This is a genomic window from Zoogloea oryzae (assembly GCF_030161255.1).
Lineage (GTDB): Bacteria > Pseudomonadota > Gammaproteobacteria > Burkholderiales > Rhodocyclaceae > Zoogloea > Zoogloea oryzae.
Window position 1 is genome coordinate 119,102 of the sequence record NZ_BSPX01000003.1, and the last position, 17,050, is coordinate 136,151.

The window sequence follows — 17,050 nt, forward strand, 5'->3', positions numbered from 1 at the left end:
CGTGGGCGACTCCGTTATTGAACGCCGACGGCTGCGACGTTGCCGTCACGCGTCTGGATGACGACGCTGCCGCCTGCACGTTGCGGGTCGGCGAGGATGGGACTGGATGCAGGCCGAAGACGCCCCACCAGCCTGCCGTCGTCCTTGCGCAGCAGATGGACATAGCCTTCGGCATCGCCGACGACCACGTAATAATCGTTGATGACCCGGGGACGCCCGGTGCCACGTCCGGCGAGCTGATCCTGCTTCCAGGCGCTGGCGCCGCTACCGATGTCGAGCGCCAGCACGGCGCCCTTGTCGTCGGTCACGAAAACCTGGCTGTCGTCCATATCCAGCCCCTTCGAGCTGGACAGATCGCGGGTCCACAGGGTGGAACCATTGCTCATGTCGAAGCAGGCGATGCGCCCCTGGTAGGCCACCGCACAAGTGGCGCGGGAGCCCATCACGGGCAGGCTGGTGATGTCGGACATGCGCTCGAGTTCGGTCGCGCCGCGGGGGATCGCCACCGTGCCTTCCCACATCAGGCTGCCGTTTGCGGGGCTGACCGCCGCCAGCTTGCCGCCAGGAAAGCCCGCCAGGATCACGTTGCTCTCGAGTAACACGCCAGCAGAGTTACGCAGCGACAGCGGCGGCGTGGCACGCTGATAAACCCAACGCTGACGCCCATCCGCAGAATCAAGCCCGAACAGGCGGCTGTCGGCACTACGCACAACGACCAGACCGTTAGAGACGGCCGGGGCGGCGAGCACCTCGGCGTTCACCGGAACGCGCCATTTGACCTGCCCGCTGTCGGCGTCGAGGGCGATCACTTCGCCCTTCGGCGTACCGACGACCACCAGGCTGCCGTCACTGCCCACACCGCCGGAAATCGTCACCTTGAGGGGCGTCTTCCAGCGCACGCGGCCGTTGTCGAGGCGCACCACATCGCCGTCGCCAGCGGCGAAGACGGCGTCACCGACGATCGCCGGCTGAAGCACGTAGACGCCGGTATTGCCGACGCGCACACGCCATGCCTCACTTGTCGCCACCGGACTGGTGATGGGCGTGAGGGCGGGCTGCTTGCCGCTGCTGGAGAACGGGTTGAGCGAACTGCACGCACCCAGCGCCAGCGCAGTGGCGACGATCAAGGCCCGTTGCGGGGCTTTCATTGGGCACCCCCAACCGCATCGAGCTTGGCCTGAGCGATCTCGCGGAGCGTGACCGATTCGGCCTTGGTGGCGGATTCGAGGCTGGAAACGACGGTCTTGTACGCAGCGCGGGCTTCATCCTTCTTGCCCTGAGCAACCAGGATGTCGCCCTTCAGATCGGCGAAACGGGCGGCCAGGCTTTCGTCCGGAGCGGTCTGGAGTTGGGCCAGGGCTTCGTCGTAGGCCTTGTCGTCGAGCATCACGCTCGCCAGACGCAGGCGGGCGAGATCTCGCAGCGCAGGATCGCTGGCCTTCTCTGCGGCCCAGGCGAGCGGCGCGCGGGCGTTCTTCAGATCACCGGCTTCGGCCTGAACCTTGGCCGACAGCAGCGCCGCCAGATCAGCGTAGGCCGTGCCGCTGTACTTCTCGAGCAGCGCACCTGCCACCTCGCGGACCTTCGGCGCGTTGTGCTCGGCCGCCGCGGTCTGAAGCTGATCGTAGAGCGCGGACGCCTCGGCGGCCTGCTTGCCCTTGTACCAGTTCCAGCCCTGCCAGCCGACCGAAGCCAGCGCAGCGGCGACCGCGAGCGTCGTCACCAGCTTGCCGTACTGTTCCCACCAGCCCTTGATCTGGGAAATCTGTTCCTGCTCTTCGAGGTCAAATGCAGCCATCGTCTTCTTCCGAATCTAGTAGGCGGTCAGCCAGGGTTTCGGGGAGCGTGTCCATGGGCACGCGGATCTGTTCGCCACCGTCGCGCAGGGGCTTGAGGCTCACCTCGCCGGCTGCGGCTTCGTCGTCGCCGATCACCACGGCGAACGGCGCGCCGGATGCATCGGCCCGCTTCATCTGGGACTTGAAGCTGCCGCCACCGCAGTGCAGGGTGACCGCGAAGCCCGTGCCACGGAGCGCTTCGGCAACCCGGAAGGCTGCCCGCTGGGCTGCCTCACCGGCGTGGACGAGGTAGACGTCCGGCACGAGACGCTGGGCTTCACCACCACACTCCTGCCACAGGGCGAGCAGACGCTCGACGCCCATCGCAAAACCAGCCGCCGGCGCCGGCTTGCCACCGAGCTGAGCCACCAGGCCATCGTAGCGGCCGCCGGCGCAGATCGTGCCCTGGGCGCCCAGGCGGGTCGTGACCCACTCGAACACCGTGCGGTTGTAGTAGTCCAGCCCACGCACCAGGCGGTGGTTGATGCGGTACGGCAGGCCGGCATCCTTAAGGATGGTCTGCACGCCGTCGAAATGCTTGAGGGACTCTTCGCCCAGGAACTCGGCCAGCTTGGGGGCCGCTTCGACGATGGCCTGAAGATCCGGGTTCTTGGTGTCGAGAATGCGCAGGGGGTTGGTGTAGAGCCGGCGCTGGCCGTCCTCGTCGAGGCTGTCCTTGTGCTGTTCGAGATAGGCGATCAGCGCGGCCCGGTGAGCGGCGCGTTCTTCGCTGCTGCCGAGGGAGTTGATCTCCAGCTTGACGTCTTCAAGGCCCAGATCGTCCCACAGCCGGGCGCACATCAGGATGTGCTCGGCGTCGATGTCCGGACCGTCAAAACCGAGGGCCTCGACGCCGATCTGATGGAACTGGCGGTAACGCCCCTTCTGGGGCCGTTCGTGACGGAACATCGGGCCGTGGTAGTACAGCCGGCGGGGCTGGCCGAACAGCAGGTTGTGCTGGATCGCCGCGCGCACGCAGGAGGCCGTGCCTTCCGGGCGCAGGGTGAGGTGTTCGCCGTTGAGGGCGTCCTCGAAGGAGTACATCTCCTTCTCGACGATGTCGGTCACTTCACCGATGGCGCGCTTGAACAGCGGCGTCGGCTCGACGATGGGCATGCGGATGGGGCGGTAACCGTAGCTGTGCAGCCAGTCGCGGACGATGTCCTCGAAGTGCTCCCAGGTTTCGGCCTCTTCGGGCAGGATGTCGTTCATCCCGCGGACGGCCTGGAGGGTCTTGCTCATGATTCCTTTTGTTCTTCTGTTGACTGCGGCCTGTCAGACAGCCGCGCCCTTGCGGGGATAGGTACGGGCCACATAGCGTTCGATGATGGCCTTGAATTCGTTGGTGATGTTGTCGCCACGGAGCGTCTGGGTCTTGACGCCGTCCTCGAACACCGGCGCCGCGGGGGATTCACCGGTACCAGGCAGCGAGATGCCGATGTTGGCGTGCTTGCTCTCGCCCGGGCCGTTGACGATGCAGCCCATCACGGCGAGGGTCATGTTCTCGACGCCGTCGAACTGATCGCGCCACAGCGGCATGTTGTCGCGCACGTAGCTTTGGACGTCGGATGCCATTTCCTGGAACAACGTGCTGGTGGTGCGGCCGCAACCCGGGCAGGCGGTGACCATCGGCGTGAACGCCCGCAGACCCATGGTCTGGAGGATCTCCTGGGCGACGATGACTTCCTGGGTGCGGCTGCCATTGGGCTCCGGCGTGAGGGAAACGCGGATCGTGTCGCCGATGCCTTCCTGCAGCAGCACCGCCAGCGCCGCGGTCGAGCCGACGATGCCCTTCGAGCCCATGCCGGCCTCGGTGAGGCCCAGGTGCAGCGGGTAGTCGCAGCGGGCGGCCAGATCGCGATAGACGGCGATCAGATCCTGCACGCTGCTGACCTTGGCCGACAGGATGATCTTGTTGCCGGCGAGGCCGTACTCTTCGGCCTTGGCGGCGGATTCGAGCGCCGAGGTGACCAGCGCCTCGCGCATCACCGCGCCGGCGTCGCGGGGCACTGCGCGCCTGGCGTTCTCGTCCATGATACGGGCCATCACGGATTGATCGAGGCTGCCCCAATTGACGCCGATGCGCACCGGCTTGTCGTACTTGCAGGCCATCTCGACGATGGACGCAAACTGGGTGTCGCGCTTGACGCCCTGCCCCACGTTGCCCGGGTTGATGCGCAGCTTGTCGAGGGCTTCGGCGCAGGCCGGGTTGTCGGCGAGCAGCTTGTGGCCGTTGTAGTGGAAATCGCCCACCAGCGGCACGTCGAGGTTCATCGCGAGGAGCTTCTCGCGGATCTTCGGCACGGCCTTGGCGGCTTCATCGGTATTGACGGTGACACGCACCATCTCGGAGCCGGCGCGGGCCAGCTGGGCCACCTGCATGGTGGTGGCGAAATCGTCGGCGGTGTCGGTGTTGGTCATCGACTGGACGACGACCGGCGCGTCGGAACCGATCAGCACATGGCCGACACGAACCTGACGGGTGATCCGGCGGGTGGCTGCGCGCCCGGAGAGAAGTAGATCCATGTTGCGTCCTGTCACTCGAACTTGAGGCGGGCGATCGTCATCTTGCCGGTGAGGCCAAAATCCACCGGCTGACCATTGCGCTCGAGCTTGACCGAGCGGGCATTGCCGATGACGACGGCCATCGGCGGTGCGACTTCGAATTCTTCCCGCGAGCCAGCCTTGCCGAGCTTGGTGACGACGGACTTGCCGTTCTTGTCCTTCACTTCGATCCACGCATCCTGCGCGAATTCGAAGACCAGCCGGTCCTTGCCGCCGACAGCGGCAGCCGGCGCAGGCGCGGGCTCGTCGACCTTGACCGGAACGGGCAGCGGCACCGCGGTCGAGGTGCCCTGGGCCGCGGCCGGATCGGCGGCTGCCGGCGCGACATCGGGCGCCTTGCCGGCGTCACCTTCCTGGGTCGGCACACCCGCAGCGGGCGGCATGCCTGCAGCCTCGCCGACCGGAGCCGGGGCGCTGGCGATCAGTTCATCAGCCACCTTCTTGCGCTGGGTGTCGTAATACCAGCCGGCGACGACGATGCCGAACAGGGCCAGCGCAGCCAGCACGCCAGGAATCACCGAACGGCGGAAACGCCCGCGACCAACCTGGGGCATGTCGCCCTGGGCGTTAGAGGCCGGTGAAAGCTCGACAGTCTCGGACGTGACCGATGCCTGCAGGCCAGCGAGCAGCGGCGCCGGATCGATCTTGAGCAGGCGCGCGTAGTTGCGCAGGAAGCCCCGCGTGAAGGCGGCGCCGGGAAGCTGGTCGAAACGACCAGACTCCAGCGCTTCGACCTGCCGGGGATTGAGCTTGAGGGAATTCGCCACCTCGGAAACGCTGAGGCCGAGCGCCTCACGCTGGCGTCGCAGGGTTTCGCCAGCTGAAGAATCCGCAGGCGTCCCCGCCGGGGCCTGAGGCAAAACTTGAGGATCGGTCACTGATACTGCCCTTGCAAGAAAGCCTGATATTCGGGAGAGCCGGGAAAACGGCGCCGTAACTGCTGCACGAGGGAGGCCTCGGCCGCGCGGTCGCCGAGCTTGCGTTCGACACGGATCGCCAGCCAGAGGCTTTCGGCCGACGAGTCACCACCCTGATGCAGGGCGGCGAGATAGCGTTTGGCCGCCTCGTTGGCACCACGCCGGTATGCGATGGCGGCCAGGTGATAGATCGCCGCCTGATTGCCGTTGTCGGCCTCGACCGCCCGCAGGAAGAAGTCTTCAGCAGCCGCGTCGTTCTTGAGGCGCAGCTGGCACATGCCGGCGTTGGCGAGCGCGCGGGTCGGCGTCTGGTAATAGGGATTGCGGGCCGCAGCGGTGAGTTGCTCCAGCCCGGCTGGCTCCTTGCCCATCGAGCACAGGAACCAGCCATAGCTGTTCATGATCTCCGGGTCGCCCGGCGCGAGTTGCAGCGCGCGCTCGAAATTGGCCCCAGCGACAGCATTCTCTTCGAGGTACATGTGCACCAGCCCCATCAGCTGATAGGCCGGCGCGTAGCGTGGATCGTAGTGGGTGGCGGACTTGGCTTCATCCAGCGCCACGCCGTAACGACCCGCCTGCAGATAGGCGAGCCCCAGGTCGACGTGCACCTTGGCCTTGCGCTGGGCATCCGTAACCGTGGGCCTGTCGGAGACGGGCCGTTCGATCGACGCCACCGGCGCACCGAAATTGCCTCCGGCACAACCCGCAAGGCCGACGACGGCAAGCACAACAGCGACGGCGGACGGGATGCGTCTCATCACATTCAGGCTCCGGTGATCGGCACGATTCGGGTCGTGCGACGGGTTTTGTCCTTCACCTGCCCGGCAAGCTGGCCGCAGGCCGCATCGACGTCATCCCCGCGGGTCTTGCGGGTGGTGGTGACGATGCCGGCAGCGATGAGGATCTCGGCGAAGCGCTTGATGCGCGGTGCAGGAGAACGCTCGAAACCGGAATTCGGGAAGGGGTTGAACGGAATCAGGTTGAACTTGCAGGGCACGTCGCGGGTGAGCGCGATGAGCTCGCGGGCGTGGGCATCGGAATCATTCACCCCGTCGAGCATGACGTACTCGAAGGTGATGAAATCCCGGGGCGCACGCTCGAGGTAGCGCTGGCACGCGGCCATGAGTTCACGCAGGGGGTATTTCTGGTTGATCGGCACGAGCTGGTCGCGCAGCGCGTCATTGGACGCATGCAGCGATACGGCAAGCGCCGTCGGGCAGGCGTCCCGCAGGCGATCCATCGCCGGAACGATGCCGGACGTGGAGACCGTCACCCGCCGCCTCGACAGGCCATAGGCGTTGTCGTCAAGCATCAGGTTGAGCGCCGACACCACGTTGTCGAAGTTGGCGAGCGGTTCGCCCATGCCCATCATCACCACGTTGCTGATGACGCGCTCGCCGTCGCCGTTGGCACCGAGCAGGCGATTGGCAAGCCACAGCTGACCGATGATCTCGGCGGCGCTGAGGTTACGGTTGAAGCCCTGCTTGCCGGTCGAACAGAACGCGCAATCCAGCGCACAGCCCGCCTGGGACGAGATGCACAGCGTGCCGCGGTTGGTTTCGGGGATGAACACCGTCTCAACCGCGTTGGCGTTGCCCACGTCGAGCAGCCACTTGCGGGTGCCGTCCGTCGAGATGCTGTCGCGCACCGGAACCGGCGGCGTGATGCAGGCCGTCGCCGCGAGCTTGGCCCGCAGCGACTTGGCCACGTCGGTCATCTGCTCGAAATCGGTCACGCCGAAGCGATGCACCCAGCGGAGCACCTGCTTGGCACGAAAGGGTTTCTCACCTTGCTGGAGGAACCAGTCGGTGAGTGCTGCCGCATCGAAATCGAGAAGATTGACCACGTGTATTTCCGTCCAGACCGGCGGGAGGAAGAAATTTCATCCCGCCGGTAGAGATCATCAACGGCTGTAAACGTTCATGCCGGGGAAGAAGAAGGCGACTTCCACAGCAGCGGTTTCCGGCGCGTCGGAGCCGTGAACGGCGTTGGCGTCGATGGACTCGGCGAAATCGGCGCGGATGGTGCCCTTGTCGGCCTTCTTCGGGTCGGTGGCGCCCATCAGTTCGCGGTTCTTGGCGATGGCGTTTTCGCCTTCCAGGGCCTGGATCATCACCGGGCCGGAGGTCATGAAGGAAACCAGATCCTTGAAGAAGGGGCGATCTTTGTGCACGGCGTAGAACTCACCGGCTTCGCGCTCGGACAGGTGAACCAGCTTGGCGGCAACGATCTTCAGGCCGGCGCCTTCGAAACGGGCGTAGATCTGGCCGATCACGTTCTTGGCGACGGCATCGGGCTTGATGATGGAAAGGGTGCGTTCAATAGCCATGAGTCAGGACTCCGTGAGACAAAGGATGGTCGAAAAACCGAAAGCTTGGAATTTTAGCAGGTTGGTGCGTCAGATCGGCGTTTTTCGGCATAGCCACGACGATGGACGGCGCGCGACGGCCGACAGAGGCCGGGCGCCGGGTGCGCAACCGAGGGAATATGGGGGCGAAAAAGCAAAAAAAAGGGTGCGCATCGCGCACCCCCAACCCCAACAGAGAGACTTAAGCCACAGGCAGTGATGCCTGGAAGACACTAGTTTTTGCTCGAACTTGCGTCTTCAACTTGGGATTGAGTATGCACGACACCCCTGAGCACGGAATTGACTTGGGTCAAAAACCCTTCAGTTAGCGTGGAGATTTGCGGCTCAGTCGCCCGCCTTGGGGCCGCCCTTGTCCGGCGTCGAGGCGGGAGGATCGTCGTCATCGCTGACGACCCGGTAGCCCGGCCCTTCGAGGTCGTCAAACTGTCCGCTGCGCACCGACCACCAGAAGATAACGCCGATCAGGAAGACCAGGACGATGGACAGCGGGATGAGCAGATAAAGACTTTCCATGATCCGATCTCAGCGTTGGCGCCCGCGCTGAAGGCGCAGGGCATTGAGGACGACGAACAGCGAACTCGCCGACATGCCGATCCCGGCCATCCATGGCGTGACGAGCCCGGACATGGCAAGAGGAACGGCGGTGAAATTGTAGGCGAACGACCACCAGAGGTTCTGGCGGATGATCTTGAGCGCCCGACGGGAGAGATCCAGCCCTTCCGCCAGGGACGACAGCCGGCCGGACAGCAGCACAATGTCGGCCTGATTGCGGGCGAGGTCTGTGCCGCCGCCCATGGCGATGGAAACCTGGGCCTGGGCCAGCACCGGCGCGTCGTTCACGCCGTCGCCGACCATCGCGACGATCGCGTTTTCGGTCTGCAGCCCACGCAGCGCGGCGTGCTTGCCTTCGGGGGTCATCCCGCCCCGGGCGTCGGCGACGCCCAGCTCCCGGGCCAGTGCCTCGACGGTGGCCGGCGTGTCGCCGCTCAGGATCGACAGGTCGATCCCCTTTTCGCGGAGCGAAGCCAGCGCCGCCGGAGAGTCCTCCCGCAGCCCGTCGGAGAGGGCAAAGCCGGCGATCCAGCCAGCGGCCGAACCCAGCGCAATGACCGTGCGGCCGGAGCGCTCGTCGGCCTGCAGCGCCTCCGGCTCGGGCGAGCCCACCAGATCGGCCACGAAAGACGGGCGACCGATGCGGTAGGTGACGCCATCCAGTACGCCGGCCACGCCCTGCCCCGTCGTTGCCGCCACGCTGCCGAAAGCCGGCACCGCTAGGCCACCACCGCGCCGGCGCAGAGCCTCGGCGATGGCGTGCTCGGAGCCCTGCTCCAGGCCGGCAGCAAGACGCAGCACCTCCATCTCGTCGCCCTGCCCCAACAGGCGGATCTGCTCGACGCGCATCTCGCCGTAGGTGAGCGTGCCGGTCTTGTCGAAAACAAAGTGATCGGCCCGGGCCAGGGCCTCGATGGCGTGGCCGCGGGTGACCAGCACCCCCATCCGCGCCAGCGCGTCGGTCGCCACGGTGAGCGCCACCGGCGTGGCCAGCGAGAGCGCGCAGGGGCAGCTCACCACCAGCACCGAGACAAACACCCACAGGGCGCGATCGGGGTCGTGCCACCACCACCAGCCGGCGGTGACCACCGCGAGCACCAGCAGCGCGACGATGAAATAGGCCGCCACCCTGTCGGCCTGCTGGACGACGCGGGGCTTCTCGACCGAGGCGCGCTCCATCAGCTGACGGATCGCCGCGAGGCGGGTGTGCTCGCCGGTGCGGGTAACGCGCACGCACAGCGGGCTGCCGATGTTCACGCTGCCGCCGGTGACCTGGGCACCGGGCTTCTTGGGCACCGGGCGGCTCTCGCCGGTGAGAAGCGCCTCGTTGGCCTCGCTCTCGCCTTCGGCCACGATGCCGTCGGCCGGCACGGTCTCGCCCGGCTTCACGCGGATCATGTCGCCCGCCTGCAGCTGGGACACCGGCACGCGTTCGCCTTCGGGGTCTGGCCAGTTGGCGAGACGCTCGGCAAAGGCCGGCAGCGCCTTGCCCAGTTCCTCCACGCCACGCACGGCTTTCTGGCGGGCCAGCATTTCCACGTAGCGGCCACACAGCAGGAAGAACACGAACATCGTCACCGAGTCGAAATACACCTCGCCCTTGCCGGTGAAGGTGGCCCAGCAGCTCGCCACGAAGGCGGCGCCGACCCCCAGCGCGACCGGCACGTCCATGCCCAGCCGGCGCAGCTTGATGTCACGCCAGGCGTGGCTGAAGAAAGGCGCGGCGGAATACAGCACCACTGGCGCGGTGAGGATCAGGCTCGCCCAGCGCATCATCGACTCGATGTCGGCGGTCATGTCGCCGTCGGCGATGTACACCGGGAAGGCGTACATCATCACCTGCATCATCCCGAAGCCGGCGACGAACAGCCGCCACAGGGCGGCGCGACGCTCGCGCTGGGAAATCTGCTCCGAGCGGGCCGAGTCATAGGGATAGGCCCGGTAGCCGATGGCCTGGATGGCGGCGAGGATGTCGGAGAGCTTGATCTTGCGCTCGTCCCAGCGCACCCGGGCGCGGCGGGTGGCGTAGTTGATGTCCACCGCCGTGACGCCGGGCTGGTGGGCCACGTGCTGCTCGTTGAGCCAGATGCACGCCGAGCAGGTAATGCCTTCGAGGATCAGCGCGGCTTCGCGCTCGTGTTCGCCGATGGGCTTGACGAAGCCCTGCTGGAAATCCGGGTGATCGAAGAGGCCGAGATCCTTCAGCTCGTCGGGCATCGCCTCGCGGGCCTGCTCGGGCATCGCGTCGCGGCGCCGGTAGTAGTCGATCAGGCCGCTGCTGACGATGGACTGGGCCACTGCCTGACAGCCCGTGCAGCACATGTGGTGGGGGGTGCCTTCGATATCGACGGCGAGATCGACATCATCGGGAATCGGCAGACCGCAGTGGTAGCAGTCGTGCTCGCGGGTGGGCACTTGGGACGACGACGACGGGGAAGAAGGCTGGGACAACGAGGGCCTCGCAGAGCGGAACACACGTGGCCCGGGCAGGCCACGGAAAACACGCCCTTTTATCACAACTGGCCGGCCCGACCAAACCCGGCGCCCTCCCCCGCCAAAAGGAAACGCACCCGTCGGGGTGCGTTTCCAGTGTGGATCAGACTGCCAGGACGTGCATCACATCATGCCGAGCATCCGCGGGAACCACAGCGAAAGCCCCGGCCAGTAGGTGACGAGACCCAGGAAGACCAGCATCGACAGCAGCCACGGCCACACCGCCACGGTGAGCTCGGTGATGCCCATCTTGGTGATACCCGAGGCCACGTACAGGTTGAGGCCCACCGGCGGATGGCACATGCCGACTTCCATGTTCACCACCATGATGATGCCGAAGTGCACCGGGTCGATGCCCAGCTTCATCGCCACCGGGAACAGGATCGGGGCGAAGATCAGCACGATGGACGACGGCTCCATGAAGTTGCCGGCCAGGAGCAGCAGCACGTTCACCGCCAGCAGGAAGGCGATCACCCCCAGCCCGTTGCCGAGCATCCAGTCGGCCAGCGCCTGCGGGATGTTCTCGTTGGTCATGATGAAGGAGAACAGCACCGCGTTGGTGATGATGTAGAGCAGCATCGCCGACATGTTGGCCGAGTTGAGCAGCACCTTCGGCACGTCGGAGAGGGGCATGTCCTTGTAGACGAATACCGCCACGATGAAGGCGTACATGGCGCTCATCGCCGCCGCTTCGGTGGGCGTGAAGATGCCGGTGTAGATCCCGCCCATCACCACCACGATCAGCAGCAGCCCCCACACCGAATCCCGGAAGGCCTTCATCCGCTCGGCGAAGCTCGCCTTGGGCTGACGCGGGTAGTCGAACTTGCGGGCCCGATACCAGGTCACGCCACCGAGGGTTGCCGCCAGGGCGAGGCCCGGCACCACGCCGGCCATGAACAGCGCGCCGACCGAGGTGTTGGTCGCCACCGAGTACATCACCATCACGATGGACGGCGGGATCAGGATGCCCAGCGCACCGGCAGTGGTGATGATCCCGGCCCCGAAGCGGTTCGGAAAGCCCGCCCGCACCATCGCCGGCAGCAGGATCGAGCCGATCGCCACCACCGTCGCCGGCGACGAACCGGACACCGCCGCGAACAGCGCACAGGCCAGCACGCCGGCGAGGCCCAGGCCGCCATACCAGTGGCCAACCATCGCCGTGGCGAAGTTGATCATCCGTTTGGCCACGCCCCCGTGGGTGAGGAAGTTGCCCGCCAGGATGAAGAACGGGATCGCCATGATCTCGAACTTCTCGATGCCGGTGAAGAGCTTGAGCGCCACCGATTCGAGCGGCACCTCGGTCATCGTGAACAGGAAGGTAAGCACCGTGAGGCCGAGGGAGATCGAGATGGGCATCCCGGTCAGCATCAGCACGGCCAGGATGCCAAAGATGATTGCGGCGTTCATTGCTGGCCTCCTTTCTTGTCACCGACCTGACGATGCTTGAGATCGTGCATGTGCAGGTTGTCGCCCATGCCGTAGACGTCCACATCCACCGGCAGCACCTCGTCGTCCAGACCATCCACATGGCCGTGATCGTGGTGCGGCAACTCGCCGGTACGCACGAAGTTCCAGGCCACCTGCAGGAAGCGGAAGCACATCAGGCTGGAACCCAGGGGGATTGCGCTATAGACGATCCAGGTGGGCCATTCCAGATCCGGCGTGGTGGGGCCTTCCGGCACATCGCCAAACTCGGCGCCGGTCAGGCTGAGGAAGGCGTAGTGGGCGCCGTTCTCCCACACAAAGTGCGCCCCCAGGGTTGCGACGACCGAGGTGAACAACGCCCCCGCCATCAGCCCGAAGAGGATGAACTTGCTCCGGTTGCTGTCGGACAGCCGGTTGATGAGCACATCGACGCCCACGTGGATGCCGGTCCGCACGCCATAAGCCGCGCCGAACTTGGCCATCCACACGAACATGATGATGCACAGCTCCTGGGTCCAGCTCACATTGAGGGACAGGAGCCAGTCCTGAAGGCCGGGAATGCTGAGACCGGCCAGATATCGGTGAACAACCGCGAAAAAGATGATCGCAGTCGCTCCCCCCATGAGGAGCGTGATGATCCACTCCTCGAGGCGATCGAGAATCTTCATGATTTGACCTCGCTGAAGAACGCAGCGGGAAAGGGGAAAGCCCCGCGCCGGAACACGCCCGGCCCGGGGCAACGAACATTACAGCTTCGCGGGATCGAAGCCGGTTTCCTTGTAGATGGACTGGATCAGCTCCTTGCCGATCCGGCCTTCCATCTTCTGGTGGACGGGCACCAGCGCCTTCTTGAAGGCGAGCTTCTCTTCCTTGGTCGGCACATAGACCTGGGTCTTGCCGCTCTTCTTGATGGCCTCCAGGGACTTGTCGTTCTCTTCCTGGGCGATCTTGTTGGCGTAGACGGTGGATTCCTTCATGGCCTGCTCGAGCTGGCCGCGGACATCGGCGGGCAGGCCATCCCAGAACTTCTTGTTGGCGATCACCGCGTAACCCAGATAACCGTGGTCGGTCACGGTCAGGTGCTTCTGCACCTCGTGCATCTTCTGGGTATACATGTTGGAGTGGGGATTCTCGGTGCCATCCACGACGCCGGTCTGCAGGGCCTGGTACACCTCGGAGAAGGCCATCACCTGCGGCAGGCCGCCGACCGAGCGGATTTCCTCTTCAAGCACCTTGGACGACTGGATGCGCAGCTTCTTGCCCTTCAGGTCGGCCGGGGTGCGGATCGGGGTATTGGCCGAGAAGGACTTGAAGCCGTTGTCCCAGAAAGCCAGACCGACGATGCCCTTGGGCTCGAGCTTCTTCAGGATGCTGGCGCCCACCGGGCCCTGGGTGATCCGATGCAGTTCGGTGTAATCATCGAAGATGTAGGGCAGGTCGAAGGCCTCGAACTCCTTCACGCCCAGCGGGCCAAACTTGGCGAGCGACGGCGCCAGCATCTGCACGGCGCCCAGCTGCAGGGCTTCGAGTTCTTCCTTGTCCTTGTAAAGTGCGCTGTTGGCGAAGACCTCAACCTTCACCTTGCCCTTGGTGAGCTCCTCGGCGCGCTTCTTGAAGAATTCCGAGGCCTTGCCCTTCGGGGTATCGGCAGCCACCACGTGGCTGAACTTGATGACGATCGGGGCCTGGGCGGCGGCCATGCCGGAGAAAGTGGCAAGGCCCAGGGCGGCGAGACTGAAAATTGCGGTGCGACGCTTCATGATTGTCTCCAATAAAATTTCTTTAATCTCGAACAAGCTGCCGTTATGGCAAACCATGTCGCGAGTTTCGGCATGGCGCGCTCCCCCCTCAATTGTGGATAACCGCAGTGTGGAAAATTCGAATGCCCGGAGCCACTCCAAAAGGTCATAACGCAGCCTGCGCCAACACCATGATCGCCAACCCCTTGCCGACCCCGCCTTCCGCCCCGCCGCCCCGCGTGTACTGGAGCCTCCCCTACGCCGCCGTGGTGCTGTTCATCGCCACCATGGCCGCGCTGCTGTGGCTCACCCACCGCCAGGACGCCGAGGAACAGCGCGCCACGCTCATCAACGACGTGCTGTGGATGGAGCAGAACCTCTCCTTCCAGTTCGAGCGCAACAACGCCCAGCTCACCCAGCTCGGGCCGGAACTGCTCGGCGCAAACAGCCGCGGCGCGGCCACCGAGGCCCGCATCAAGCGCGCCCTCGACCCGGAAAGCGGGATGATCCGCATCCTGTGGCTCGGCCCCGACGGCAAGGTGAAGGACGCCGAACCACCCTACACCGACAGCCACCTGGTGGGCGAAGCTGCCGGCAGCTTTCCGTCGGATGCCGCCTTCCGCCTCTCCCGCTCCCTCGGCCGCCCCACCTACAGCGACGCCTACGCGGTGATCGGCAACCAGAGCCACTTCGAGGTCCACGTGCCCATCTTTGAAGGCGGACACCACCTGGGCACGGTCGTCGGCGTGTATTCGGTCAATGAGATCCTCGCCCATCAGGTGCCCTGGTGGTTCTCGGAGCGTTACCGGGTGGCGGTGGTGAACAACCTCGGCGCCGAGATCGCCGCCAAATCCAAGGTCTCGCCCCTGTCGGGCCTCGCCTACGAGATTCCCTTCGAGCCGCCAGGCCACGGCCTCGATCTGAACATCACCGCCTACAAGTCGGAGGTGCGCTGGATCTCGCTGCTGCTGATGGGCTCCCTCGGCGTACTCGCCGCTGCCATCGTCTGGAGCCTGTGGCAGCTGCGCCGTCACATGGTCCGCCGCCAGGCCGCCGAGCAGGCCCTGCGCAGCGAGCACGCCTTCCGCAAGGCGATGGAGGACTCCCTCAACACCGGCATGCGCGCCCGCGACCTGCAGGGCCGCATCACCTACGTGAACCCGGCCTTCTGCCGGATGGTCGGCTGGAGCGCCGATGAGCTCGTCGGCCTGATGCCGCCGATGCCCTACTGGGCACCCGAGAGCCTCGAACGCACCTACGAGGTCCATCAGATGATCCTCGGCGGCAACGCCCCGCCCCAGGGCGTCGAGATCCGCCTGATGCGCAGGAGCGGCGAGCGCTTCGACGCGCTGCTCATCGAGGCCCCGCTGATCGACGCCGACGGCCGCCAGATCGGCTGGATGGGCTCGATGGTGGATGTCACCGAGCAGAAACGCACCCAGGAACTCGCCCGCCAGCAGCAGGAACGCCTGCAGGCCACCGCCCGGCTGGTCACGATGGGCGAGATGGCCTCCACCCTCGCCCACGAGCTAAACCAGCCGCTGGCCGCCATCTCCAGCTACAACACCGGCTGCCTCAACATGATCGAGCACGGCGCGCTGTCGGACGGCGAGCTGACCGGCATCCTCCAGAAGATCGGCAAGCAGGCCCAGCGCGCCGGCCAGATCATCCGCCGGGTACACGCCTTCGTGCGGCGCAGCGAACCCAAGCTCGAACCTGCCGACCTCAACGCCATCATCCGCGAGGCCGTGGGCCTTGTTGAGCCCGACGCCATCCGCCGCGGCGTGGACATCGGCGTGGATCTCGACGAACACCTCCCCGGCGTGCTGGCCGACCCGGTGATGATCGAGCAGGTGGCCGTCAATCTGATCCGCAACGGCATGGACGCCATGACCGATACCCCGCGCGCCGCGCGCCGTGTCCAGCTTACCACCCGCGAGGCCGACGGCATGCTGATCTTCAGCGTGGCCGACCGGGGTAAGGGCATCCCGCCCGATGTCGCCGAAAAGCTCTTCGCCCCGTTCTTCACCACCAAGGAAGAAGGCATGGGCATGGGCCTCAACATCTGCCGTTCCATCGCCGAGCTGCACCGCGGCCGCCTCACCTTCGAGGCCCATCCGGGCGGTGGTACGATTTTCAACTTCTCGCTCCCGGTGCACACCCCATGAGCAATCCCGCCATGCCCCTCGCCCACATCGTCGACGACGACGAAGCCATCCGCGACGCCCTCAGCTGGCTGTTCCGCACCCGCAACGTGGCCGCCCGCGCCTGGGCCTCGGCCGAAGACTTCCTGGCCGCCTGGCAGCCCGACTGGCAGGGCTGCATCGTGCTCGACATCCGGATGCGCGAGATGAGCGGCCTCGAATGCTTCGACGCCCTGCTGGAGCGCGGCAACACCCTGCCGGTGATCTTTCTCACCGGCCACGGCGACGTGCCCATGGCGGTGGGCGCCCTCAAGAAAGGCGCCTTCGACTTCCTCGAAAAGCCGGTGGACGACAACGCGCTGGTGGATGTGGTGATCCGCGCGCTGGCCACCAACGCCCGCCATCAAGCCAACCAGGAAACCCAGGCCACCGTCGCCACCCGCCTCGCCCAGCTCACCCCGCGGGAGCACGAAGTGATGCAGCTGGTGCTGGCCGGCAAGTTCAACAAGGTGATCGCAGACGAGCTGAACATCTCGATGCGCACCGTTGAAGTCCACCGCTCGCGGGTGTTTGAAAAGATGGGCGTACGCTCGGCAGTGGAGCTGGCCCAGTTGCTGTCGCCCCGGGACTGAGCCGCCGCCGCGGGCGGCACGTCAATCCCGGATTTGAAGCCGTTCATCTTCCACTTGAACGTGTTCAAGTCATCCCTGGGCGCGTTCAGGTTTTTGTTGAACCGCTTCAAGTCAGACTTGAACCCGTTTAACTAATACTTGGGTTAGTTCAGCTTTTTGTTGAACCGGTTCAGCTCGAACTTGAATGAATTCAACTCTGACTTGAACCACTTCAAGTCCGACTTGAAAACGCCTACCAAAAACTTGAAGCAGTTCAAGTCTGGGTTAAGGCAGTTCAAGTGAGCCTGTCCGAATTTTTGTGTTTGAGGCATAACGTAGTCCCGGAAAGGAATGGTTATGCCAAGGAAGAAACAGAAACAGCCGCTGCCTGCGGTTGC

The 17,050-nt window shown here is 65.3% G+C and carries 15 protein-coding genes; 2 read left to right on the forward strand and 13 right to left on the reverse strand.

Going from position 1 to position 17,050, the window contains the following annotated elements; all coding sequences use genetic code 11:
• Positions 1 to 14: 14 nt before the first annotated feature.
• The 13 genes from bamB to QQK25_RS02550 form a co-directional block, all read right to left on the reverse strand.
• Positions 15 to 1,148: an outer membrane protein assembly factor BamB gene (gene bamB / locus QQK25_RS02490; protein ID WP_284186581.1), complete on the reverse strand. Its 1,134-nt coding sequence runs from the start codon at positions 1,146 to 1,148 to the stop codon at positions 15 to 17.
• Positions 1,145 to 1,798 carry a YfgM family protein gene (locus QQK25_RS02495; RefSeq protein WP_284186582.1) on the reverse strand — a complete coding sequence of 218 codons (654 nt, stop codon included), beginning with the start codon at positions 1,796 to 1,798 and terminating at the stop codon, positions 1,145 to 1,147. Before QQK25_RS02495 ends, bamB begins: the two co-directional genes overlap by 4 nt.
• Positions 1,785 to 3,080, reverse strand: a complete 1,296-nt coding sequence (hisS, locus tag QQK25_RS02500) for a histidine--tRNA ligase (protein ID WP_284186583.1) — start codon at positions 3,078 to 3,080, stop codon at positions 1,785 to 1,787. Before hisS ends, QQK25_RS02495 begins: the two co-directional genes overlap by 14 nt.
• A 33-nt stretch (positions 3,081 to 3,113) precedes the next feature.
• Entirely contained in the window at positions 3,114 to 4,364 is a 1,251-nt protein-coding gene (gene ispG, locus QQK25_RS02505) for a flavodoxin-dependent (E)-4-hydroxy-3-methylbut-2-enyl-diphosphate synthase (protein ID WP_284186584.1), read from the reverse strand.
• Between the two features lie 11 nt (positions 4,365 to 4,375).
• Positions 4,376 to 5,281 (reverse strand): helix-turn-helix domain-containing protein, encoded by a 906-nt coding sequence (locus QQK25_RS02510; protein ID WP_284186585.1) that lies wholly within the window; start codon positions 5,279 to 5,281, stop codon positions 4,376 to 4,378.
• Complete coding sequence (pilW, locus tag QQK25_RS02515) at positions 5,278 to 6,078, reverse strand: type IV pilus biogenesis/stability protein PilW (protein ID WP_284186586.1); 801 nt, start codon at positions 6,076 to 6,078, stop codon at positions 5,278 to 5,280. Before pilW ends, QQK25_RS02510 begins: the two co-directional genes overlap by 4 nt.
• A gap of 5 nt (positions 6,079 to 6,083) precedes the next feature.
• Positions 6,084 to 7,166: a dual-specificity RNA methyltransferase RlmN gene (rlmN, locus tag QQK25_RS02520; protein ID WP_284186587.1), complete on the reverse strand. Its 1,083-nt coding sequence runs from the start codon at positions 7,164 to 7,166 to the stop codon at positions 6,084 to 6,086.
• 57 nt (positions 7,167 to 7,223) lie between these two features.
• A complete protein-coding gene (gene ndk, locus QQK25_RS02525) occupies positions 7,224 to 7,649 on the reverse strand; it encodes a nucleoside-diphosphate kinase (protein WP_284186588.1) in 426 nt (141 codons plus the stop codon).
• A gap of 363 nt (positions 7,650 to 8,012) precedes the next feature.
• The gene (gene ccoS / locus QQK25_RS02530) at positions 8,013 to 8,201 is read right to left on the reverse strand and encodes a cbb3-type cytochrome oxidase assembly protein CcoS (RefSeq protein WP_284186589.1); all 189 of its coding nucleotides are present in this window, start codon (positions 8,199 to 8,201) and stop codon (positions 8,013 to 8,015) included.
• Positions 8,202 to 8,210: 9 nt separating this feature from the next.
• Positions 8,211 to 10,691 carry a heavy metal translocating P-type ATPase gene (locus tag QQK25_RS02535; protein ID WP_284186590.1) on the reverse strand — a complete coding sequence of 827 codons (2,481 nt, stop codon included), beginning with the start codon at positions 10,689 to 10,691 and terminating at the stop codon, positions 8,211 to 8,213.
• Positions 10,692 to 10,856: 165 nt separating this feature from the next.
• A complete protein-coding gene (locus QQK25_RS02540) occupies positions 10,857 to 12,140 on the reverse strand; it encodes a TRAP transporter large permease (protein WP_284186591.1) in 1,284 nt (427 codons plus the stop codon).
• Complete coding sequence (locus tag QQK25_RS02545; protein WP_284186595.1) at positions 12,137 to 12,829, reverse strand: TRAP transporter small permease; 693 nt, start codon at positions 12,827 to 12,829, stop codon at positions 12,137 to 12,139. The genes QQK25_RS02540 and QQK25_RS02545 overlap by 4 nt, the downstream gene beginning before the upstream one ends.
• 75 nt (positions 12,830 to 12,904) lie before the next feature.
• Positions 12,905 to 13,918: a TRAP transporter substrate-binding protein gene (locus QQK25_RS02550; protein ID WP_284186592.1), complete on the reverse strand. Its 1,014-nt coding sequence runs from the start codon at positions 13,916 to 13,918 to the stop codon at positions 12,905 to 12,907.
• Positions 13,919 to 14,088: 170 nt separating this feature from the next.
• Here QQK25_RS02550 and QQK25_RS02555 point away from each other — a divergent pair, with 170 nt between their 5' ends.
• Positions 14,089 to 16,065: a sensor histidine kinase gene (locus QQK25_RS02555; protein ID WP_284186596.1), complete on the forward strand. Its 1,977-nt coding sequence runs from the start codon at positions 14,089 to 14,091 to the stop codon at positions 16,063 to 16,065.
• Positions 16,062 to 16,673, forward strand: coding sequence for a response regulator transcription factor (locus QQK25_RS02560; RefSeq protein ID WP_284186593.1), 612 nt, complete (start codon positions 16,062 to 16,064; stop codon positions 16,671 to 16,673). The genes QQK25_RS02555 and QQK25_RS02560 overlap by 4 nt, the downstream gene beginning before the upstream one ends.
• Positions 16,674 to 17,050: the final 377 nt, after the last annotated feature.